The organism is Pectobacterium sp. HCp5_1 (assembly GCF_032905925.1).
In the GTDB taxonomy this organism is placed as follows: domain Bacteria; phylum Pseudomonadota; class Gammaproteobacteria; order Enterobacterales; family Enterobacteriaceae; genus Pectobacterium; species Pectobacterium brasiliense_A.
In genome coordinates this window covers 102,086-110,447 of record NZ_JAUMIO010000014.1, presented here as the reverse complement: position 1 = coordinate 110,447, position 8,362 = coordinate 102,086, and the positions used below count along the sequence as shown (strand labels likewise).

Annotated in this window: 5 protein-coding genes and 1 pseudogene; 2 read left to right on the top strand and 4 right to left on the bottom strand. The window is 55.2% G+C overall.

Going from position 1 to position 8,362, the window contains the following annotated elements; all coding sequences use genetic code 11:
• Positions 1-123: 123 nt before the first annotated feature.
• The 3 genes and pseudogenes from tssD to bioH form a co-directional block, all read right to left on the bottom strand.
• Positions 124-408: pseudogene (tssD, locus tag Q3A88_RS11865) on the bottom strand (type VI secretion system tube protein TssD); the annotation flags it as partial.
• A gap of 312 nt (positions 409-720) precedes the next feature.
• The gene (gene acrD, locus Q3A88_RS11860) at positions 721-3,831 is read right to left on the bottom strand and encodes a multidrug efflux RND transporter permease AcrD (RefSeq protein ID WP_317177967.1); all 3,111 of its coding nucleotides are present in this window, start codon (positions 3,829-3,831) and stop codon (positions 721-723) included.
• A gap of 182 nt (positions 3,832-4,013) precedes the next feature.
• The gene (gene bioH, locus Q3A88_RS11855; RefSeq protein ID WP_233989541.1) at positions 4,014-4,781 is read right to left on the bottom strand and encodes a pimeloyl-ACP methyl ester esterase BioH; all 768 of its coding nucleotides are present in this window, start codon (positions 4,779-4,781) and stop codon (positions 4,014-4,016) included.
• Positions 4,782-4,864: 83 nt separating this feature from the next.
• On the opposite strand from bioH, the gene gntX reads away from it, so the two are divergent.
• Together gntX and nfuA are read left to right on the top strand one after the other, a co-directional pair.
• A complete protein-coding gene (gene gntX, locus Q3A88_RS11850; RefSeq protein WP_039504595.1) occupies positions 4,865-5,566 on the top strand; it encodes a DNA utilization protein GntX in 702 nt (233 codons plus the stop codon).
• A gap of 60 nt (positions 5,567-5,626) precedes the next feature.
• On the top strand, positions 5,627-6,202 hold the full coding sequence (nfuA, locus tag Q3A88_RS11845; protein ID WP_010277845.1) for a Fe-S biogenesis protein NfuA: 576 nt from the start codon (positions 5,627-5,629) through the stop codon (positions 6,200-6,202).
• A gap of 67 nt (positions 6,203-6,269) precedes the next feature.
• Here the strand turns inward: nfuA and malQ are convergent, their stop codons facing one another.
• Positions 6,270-8,357 carry a 4-alpha-glucanotransferase gene (malQ, locus tag Q3A88_RS11840; protein ID WP_317177966.1) on the bottom strand — a complete coding sequence of 696 codons (2,088 nt, stop codon included), beginning with the start codon at positions 8,355-8,357 and terminating at the stop codon, positions 6,270-6,272.
• Between the last annotated feature and the right edge of the window lie 5 nt (positions 8,358-8,362).

The window sequence follows — 8,362 nt, the reverse complement described above, 5'->3', positions numbered from 1 at the left end:
TGAAACAGCATGAAGGAAAAAAAGATAGCATAGCGGGCAAACGACAATGTGCCGGATGGTCAGGAGATTTTCGTAGCGAGGTTATCTTTGGTTAATTCATCAACAAAGTAGAATCCCGCCCTGACCTAAGGATGACGTTCTATACAATAAAAATTCGCAATTTAATTTTTCTTTATCATTCAAAGCCTGAGCTAAAAGCGGTGTGGATTTATCTATTGGCTTTCTTATATCAACCGGATGAAGAGACACATTTTCCAGTCGCGTAAATTGATTCATTAACTCATATATAAAAATTTCATCCTCATGCCCTGATTGATATTTGTTACCAATCGAATCTACCGAGGATGCGCCTGCCGATATGAGGCCTTGTCTCTCACCGTTAATTTTTAAATAGATAATACTAGCCATTTACTACTCCTATTCATTCCCTTGAAAATTAATGCATCCTAACTAAATTTTTATCATAAAATATTTTAAAGATCAAAGGTAATATCATTACTGCTTTTACTTAGCAGTCATATATCTAATTAGTATGATTATGGAATGTTGAATAAATAATTTCACACATATTTATTTGGTAGCACGCTGTAGTGAATGTACTCACCAGTTTCAGGTTAATTACATCACACACAGACAATGAAATTGTTGTCTGACCACGCACCGTTAAGAGAGTAGTCAGACAAGTGCATTACTCGTCTTTATTAAACCACTGTGGCACCATCATTCCTTCTCCTTTAACGGAAAGCGGCGACGCACGACAACAAAGAACAGCGGCACGAAGAAGATGGCAAGGAAGGTGGCAGCCAGCATCCCGCCGATCACGCCCGTTCCCACCGCATGCTGACTGGCTGAGCCCGCTCCGCTGCTGGTCGCCATCGGCAGAACACCGAAGATAAACGCCAGTGACGTCATCAAGATCGGCCGCAGTCGCTGACGGGAAGCCTCCAGCGTGGCCTCAACCAAATCCTTCCCTTTCTGGTTCATCTCGTTGGCGAATTCCACGATCAGGATAGCGTTCTTCGCCGATAGTCCGACCACCGTCAGTAACCCAACCTGAAAATAGACATCGTTTTCCAGACCGCGCGCCCAGGTTGCCACCAGCGCCCCCAGCACGCCCATCGGCACCACCAGCATGACGGAGAACGGCACCGTCCAGCTTTCATAGAGCGCAGCCAGACACAGGAATACCACCAGCAGCGAAATGGCATACAGCGCCGGTGCCTGCGCCCCACTCAATCGTTCCTGCAACGACATACCCGTCCACTGTAATCCAAAGCCTTCCGGCAATTGCGCCACCAACGATTCCATGACATTCATCGCCGTGCCGGTACTGACGCCTGGCATCGCCTCGCCGACAATCTCCAGCGAGGAATAACCGTTGTAACGTTCAAGACGCGGCGAGCCGGTTTCCCAGACGGTTTGCGCAAATGCGCTGAACGGCACCATGCCGCCGCTGTTGTTGCGCACATACCATTTGCTGACATCGTCCGGCAGCATGCGGAACTTCGCCGCCGCCTGAACGTAGACTTTCTTCACCCTACCGCGGTCGAGGAAGTCATTCACATAGGTCGAGCCCCAGCCCGTTTTCAACGTGCTGTTAATGTCATCTACCGACACACCCAGCGCCTGTGCTTTGCGCTGATCGATATGAATGCGCAGCTGCGCGCTATCATCCAGACCGTTGTGGCGCACGCGCGTCAGTTCGGGATTGCTGTCAGCCATATTTAACAGCTGATCCCGTGCGGCCATCAGCGCATCGTGTCCCAGTCCCGCGCGATCCTGTAGCTGCATGGCAAAACCGGCGGCACTCCCCAGCCCGTTAATTGACGGCGGGCTACTGGCGAACACGCGCGCTTCTTGAATATGACGAAAGGCTTTGGTCGCGCGTTCGATAATCGCAAACGAGCTGCTCTCCGGCGTGGTGCGTTCATCCCAGTCTTTAAGACGCACAAACAACCGCGCTACGTTCTGCCCGTTTCCACCCGGCCCCGAGCCGATGGTAGAAAACACGGACGTCACGGTGTCTTTTTCCTGCGTGAGATAGTACTGCTCAATCTTGTTGACCACCTGTAGGGTCTGCTGCTGCGTCGAGCCCGGCGGGAGCTGCACTTGTGTCGTGAACACACCGCGATCTTCCTGCGGCAGAAACGAGGTCGGCAGCCGGAAAAACAGGAAGGCCATAATTCCGATGATGCCCATATACAGCAGCAGCCAGCGCCCGCTGCTGATCAATATCTTGCCGACGCCGCGTTCATACTTCAGCGACGTGCGGGTAAAGCTCCGGTTAAACCAGCCAAAGAACCCTTTGCGGCCATGATGCTGCCCCTTGGCAAGCGGCTTGAGCAACGTCGCGCACAGCGCGGGCGTCAGAATCATCGCCACCAGCACCGACAGAATCATTGAGGTCACAATCGTGATGGAGAACTGGCGGTAAATCGCTCCCGTCGTGCCGCCAAAGAAGGCCATCGGCACAAATACGGCGGACAGCACCAGCGCGATCCCGACCAGCGCCCCTTGCACCTGCCCCATCGATTTTCGCGTCGCCTCGCGTGGTGAGAGCCCTTCCTCGCTCATCACACGCTCTACGTTTTCCACTACCACAATGGCATCGTCGACCAGCAGACCAATCGCCAGCACCATCGCGAACATCGTCAGCGTATTCAGGCTAAAACCGAAGGCATACAGCACGGCAAACGTGCCGAGTAGCACCACCGGCACCGCAATCGTAGGAATCAGCGTGGCGCGGAAATTCTGCAGGAACAGGTACATCACCAGAAAGACCAGCAGCACCGCTTCGAACAGAGTTTTCACCACATCGGTGATAGAGGCTTTAACAAAAGGGGAAGTTTCAAAAGCGATTTTGGCTTCCAGACCGTGCGGGAAGTACTGCGACAGTTCCTCGATACGTTCTCTGACCCGCTTATCGGTTTCCAGCTCATTCGCACCGGACGCCAGCGTCACGCCCAGACCAGAAGCAGACTGGCCGTTGAAACGACTGAGAAAATCGTAGCGTTCAGCGCCCAGTTCGACTTCCGCAACGTTCGCTAACGTCACGGCGGAACCATCCTGCTTGACGCGCAGCGTGATATCGCGAAACTGCTGCGGCGTCTCTAACAGCGACTGCGCATTGATTGTCGCATTAAGCACCTGATTATCCACAGACGGCACGCCGCCGACCTGCCCTACCGAAACCTGACTGTTCTGCGATTCAATCGCCCGCACTACGTCGCTGGTGGTCAGCGCATAATCCATCAGTTTGGCCGGATCCAGCCAGATACGCATTGCATACTGCGATCCATACGCAGAAACCTCACCCACCCCGCTGATACGGCTAATCGGTTCCTGAATATTCGTCGCGACATAATCGGCGATATCCTGTTTGTCCATGCTGCCATCGGTAGAGACAAACGCGACCATCAGAATATTGGTATCGCCGGTTTTACTCACGGTGACGCCCTGCTGCTGGACGTCCTGCGGCAGCTTGCGGATAGCGGATTGAAGCTGGTTTTGCACCTGCTGGCGGGCTTCGTCGGGGTCGGTGCCTGCCTCGAAGGTCAGCATGACTCTGGCTTGCCCGGTGTTGCTGCTGTCCGAGGACATGTACATCAGGTTATCCAGCCCGGTCATGCTTTGCTCGATAACCTGTGTGACGGTATTTTCCAGCGTCTGCGCCGATGCGCCGGGGTAGCTCGCGGTGATTCGCACGCTGGGCGGGGCCAGATCGGGATACTGTTCCAGCGGCAATGACTTGATCGCCAACATACCACACAGGCTGAGAAGGATAGCCAGCACCCACGCAAAAATGGGACGGTCGACAAAAAAGTTCGCCATCTCTCCAACACTCCTCAGCCATATTTTAACGTGGCTGCTTCACGAGCAGCCTACTTATGAACAATCTGAATAAGATTCACAAAACCCAGAGAATCCCCTGCGCACAGGGTGCTGAATTACCTTAACTGTCGATGTCGGCTAAATCGTGGAGAAATTGAGGAGAAAATGTAAATTATCGTCGGCTACGCCTGCGCGAACGCGATCACCTGCTCAGCAAAGGCATCAGGGTGCGAGATAAACGGTGCATGCGCAGCCTTTGAGATGACGACCGAAGTTGAGTTCGGCCACTGGTCATCCAGCAATCCGGCAACCTTGCGCGGCACCAGCCCGTCTAACGCACCATAGAGCCGCAGGAACGGCACGGCCAAGTCGGCTAACGGCTGCCGTAAATCCGCTTCACGCAAAATCGCCAGCCCGCCGTTTAATACCTCGACTGACGGCATCGGCTGTTCCAGCACCACGCTTTTTAACAGTCGGGCATCCTGACGTGCGCTCTCCGTTCCCAGCGTTTGCAGCGCCAGAAATCGCTCGACCGTACGCTGGAAATCTTCACTAAGCTGCTGCTGAAACCCCAGCAAGACATCTGGCTTGATGCCCGGCCAGCCGTCCTGTGCGCTGAAACAGGGGGATGACGCCACGGTAATCAGCTTGTCCACCCGCGCAGGGGCGCTCAATGCAATCTGGCTGGCAACCAGTCCACCCAGCGACCACCCTAGCCAGACGGCGTGTTCCGGCGCCTGCGCCAGTACGATGTTCGCCATGTCACTCAGCGACATCGGCCCAAATCCCTGACTTCTGCCATAGCCCGGCAGATCGACTACATGCAGACGAAAATGCGGGGCGAGTCGCGCGATCATGCTTTGCCATACCTGCGCATTCAATCCCCATCCGTGCAGCAACACAAGATCCGTATTTCCTGCACCTTCAGTCTGCCAATACAACGCTGCCATCCGTTATCTTCCTTCCTCAGGAAACCCCTTCACGTTTGCATGGGGTCAATATATTTCAGGGAAAACGATCGTTAAGGAAAACAATGTTAACCATCTCCGCACGCTGCTGGCTATGCTTATTGCCGCTTCATCACAGCCAGCAGGGAATTTGCTCGTACTGCCAGCGCCACTTGCCGCGTTTGCCCCTCTGCTGCCCGCGCTGTGGCTTGCCCTCCGGTGACACAACACATCAGTGCGGGCGCTGCCTGCAAAACCCGCCGCCCTGGCAGTCAATCACGTTTATCAGCGACTACGTACCGCCATTCAACACGCTGCTGAAGCATTTTAAGTTTCACGGTAAAACCGAGCTGGCAGCGGTGCTCGCTCGACAGCTGTTGCTACGCTGGCAGATGACCTACCGCGAGCGAAAGCTCTCCGGGCGGGTTCCTCTGTTCCGCCCCGATCGTTTGTTCACCGTTCCCCTGCACCGGAACCGCCAGTGGCGACGTGGCTTCAACCAGACCGAGCTGCTCGCCCGGCCTCTCGCCCGCTGGCTGAACTGTGCTTACGAGCCACGCGAATTGCAGCGCACCCGACGCACGCCACTACAGCAAACGCTCAGCGCCAGCGCGCGGCGGCGCAATCTGCGGGGTGCATTTTCCTGTGATGTCTCACTGTCTGGGCAGCAGGTGGTTTTACTGGATGATGTTGTTACAACAGGAAGTACCGCAGCCGAAATCAGCAGGCTGCTACTGGCTCAAGGTGCAGCGGGCGTTCAGGTCTGGTGTTTGTGCCGAACCTTGTAGTTGGGGGGAGGATGGGCGTATTATAACCGATAAGTGCAGTCAACTATCGAGCTTACTATTATGATCCGTATTACCGATGCTGCTCAGGAGCATTTCCTGAAACTGTTGGCAAAACAGGAAGAAGGCACACAGATTCGCGTCTTTGTTATCAATCCAGGTACGCCAAACGCCGAGTGTGGCGTGTCGTATTGCCCGCCGGATGCTGTAGAAGCCAGCGATACCGTACTGAAGTTTGAAAAGATTTCCGCTTACGTGGACGAACTCAGTGCACCTTATCTGGAAGACGCTGAAATCGACTTCGTCACCGACCAGTTAGGTTCTCAGCTTACGCTGAAAGCACCAAACGCCAAAATGCGTAAAGTGGACGACAACGCCCCGCTGATGGAACGCGTGGAGTATGTGCTGCAATCGCAGATCAACCCACAGCTGGCTGGCCACGGCGGCCGTGTGACGCTCATGGAAATTACCGATGACGGTCTGGCGATTCTGCAATTTGGCGGCGGCTGTAACGGCTGTTCTATGGTTGACGTCACGCTGAAAGAAGGGATTGAGAAAGAGCTGCTGCAAACCTTCCCTGAGCTGAAAGGCGTGAGAGATCTCACCGAACACCAGCGCGGCGAGCACTCCTACTATTAATCCTCTCCCCTGATGATTGATATTTGCTTTTCCTCCCCGACTCTGGGGAGGAGGAGTATTCATTCTGTTATTCGGCTTTCTGCGCTTTCATCGGCGCGCCACGCCGCAAATCCATATCCCGAACCAGCCTTTCAAGGCAGCGGTCAGCGAAGATCGACTCCAGCGGACGCGTGAGCTTGCGCCGCCAGTTGGGGTATTCACGATTGGTGCCCGGCACATTGACCGGCGTCGCCATGTCCAGCCAGTCTTCCAGTTGGAACCCGACCAGCGCGCTTGCACTATCGGCAACATAGCGATGAACGCCACGGCTTAGCGGTGCACCCATCGTCGTCAGCGCCGAGTTGCGGCCAACCCGCTGCGGCAATAGCCCAAATTCATGCAACGCGTTGAGCAGCCCCTGCTTCGCTTTCTCACGCTGCTGCATTTGTTCTTGCAGTAACGCTTCCGTCGGGTACAGCCCCAATTCCCGCCCCAGCGATAAATCCACGGTTTGCCAGTAGCCGCGTAGCGTTGGCAGATCGTGCGTGGTGATCGTTGTCATGGCCTGACGCGGGTAATCTTCCGGTGCGCGGAAGTGGTTTTCTTCGTCCTTTTCAAAGAACAGCACCTTGTAAGAATAGATACCGTAGTCGTGCAGCTTGCTGACAATTTCCGGCGGCACCGTGCCTAAATCCTCACCGATAACCAGGCAGCGATGACGCTGGCTTTCCAGCGCCAGTACCGCCAGCAGATCGTCGACCGGATAATGCACGTAAGCCCCGTTGCCCGCCGGCTCCGCCTTGGGTATCCACCACAGGCGCAAGAGCGCCATCACGTGATCGATACGCAACGCGCCACAGTGCGCCATGTTGCTGCGCAGGACGTCGATAAACGGTTGATAGCCACGAAGCTGCAGCATAGTAGGGTTCATCGGTGCAAGCTGCCAGTCTTGTCCCTGCGGCCCAAGCGGATCCGGCGGTGCGCCGATAGAGGCATCAAGGCAATAGAGCTGCCGTTCGTCCCAGGTTTCCGCGCCGCCCTGTGCAACGCCAACGGCTAAATCACGATACAGACCGAGCGGCAGACCAAGCTGTTTACTGTGCGCGTAGCACTCCGCAAGTTGCTCGTGCGCCACCCATTGCAGCCAGCTGTAAAACGTAATCTCATCGCTGTTTTCACGGCGGAATGACTTCACGGTTTCACTGTGCACGTCATGGTAGCTGGCAGGCCATTGGTGCCAGTCCGCGTAATTCTCACCCTGTTTTTTCAGGTAGGCCTGCAATGCATCAAACGTCGCCTGAAGTTGCAGACTCTGCCCACCGCTAACGACAAACTGGCGAAAGGCGCTAATACGCGGATCCAGCGCACTGCGCGTCGTAAAGTAGCGGAAAGCCAGCCGCAAGGCGGTCAGCTTGAGGGCCGTCACCGGTTCATAATCGACCCAGCGTCCTGCCCGCAGCGCAGACACCGCGCTTTGCGTATCCTCACGGTGCCACCATGCTTGCGCTTCACTGCTCTGCTGGAAATCATCGATCCGATTCACATCGATATAAATAATGTTCAGCCAGTGCCGAGAGGAAGGACTATAAGGGCTTGCAGCTTCTGGTAGTGCGGGGTACAGCGAATGCAGCGGATTCAGCCCCACAAAGGCACCGCCGCGCCGGGCAATCTGTTCTATCAGTTGGCGAAGATCGCCAAAATCCCCGACGCCCCAGTTGTTCTGCGATCGCAGGGTATACAGCTGGACGGTCACGCCCCACCAGCGTTTTCCCTGTAGTAAGGATTCAGGTTCATAGCAGCGGTGCGGGGCAACAATAATCCGGCAGCTCCAGCGCTGATCGGCCTGCGTCAGCGTCAGGTAGTGGTAACCCAGCGGCAGCACGCCCGGCAGCGCCAGCGTTGAGCCGCCCGTTATCTGTCCTTGAATTTGACCGCCGTTTTCATACATCAGCGTCCAGAGGAATTCACCGTGACCAGCAAGCTCGATGACCGCATCCCGGCCTTGCAAAAAGACCCGAACAGGCGGCAAGGGTGCATTATCGCTATCAGAAACGTCCATCATTGCCTGAATCTGGTTTCTGATTGCGGTCGCAACAATGTGCTCTTTGCCATACGCATCGGTATAGCTTTCCGCGATGCCTGTCTGCTGGCTTGCCAGTTTATCCACCTTGAACACCCTCT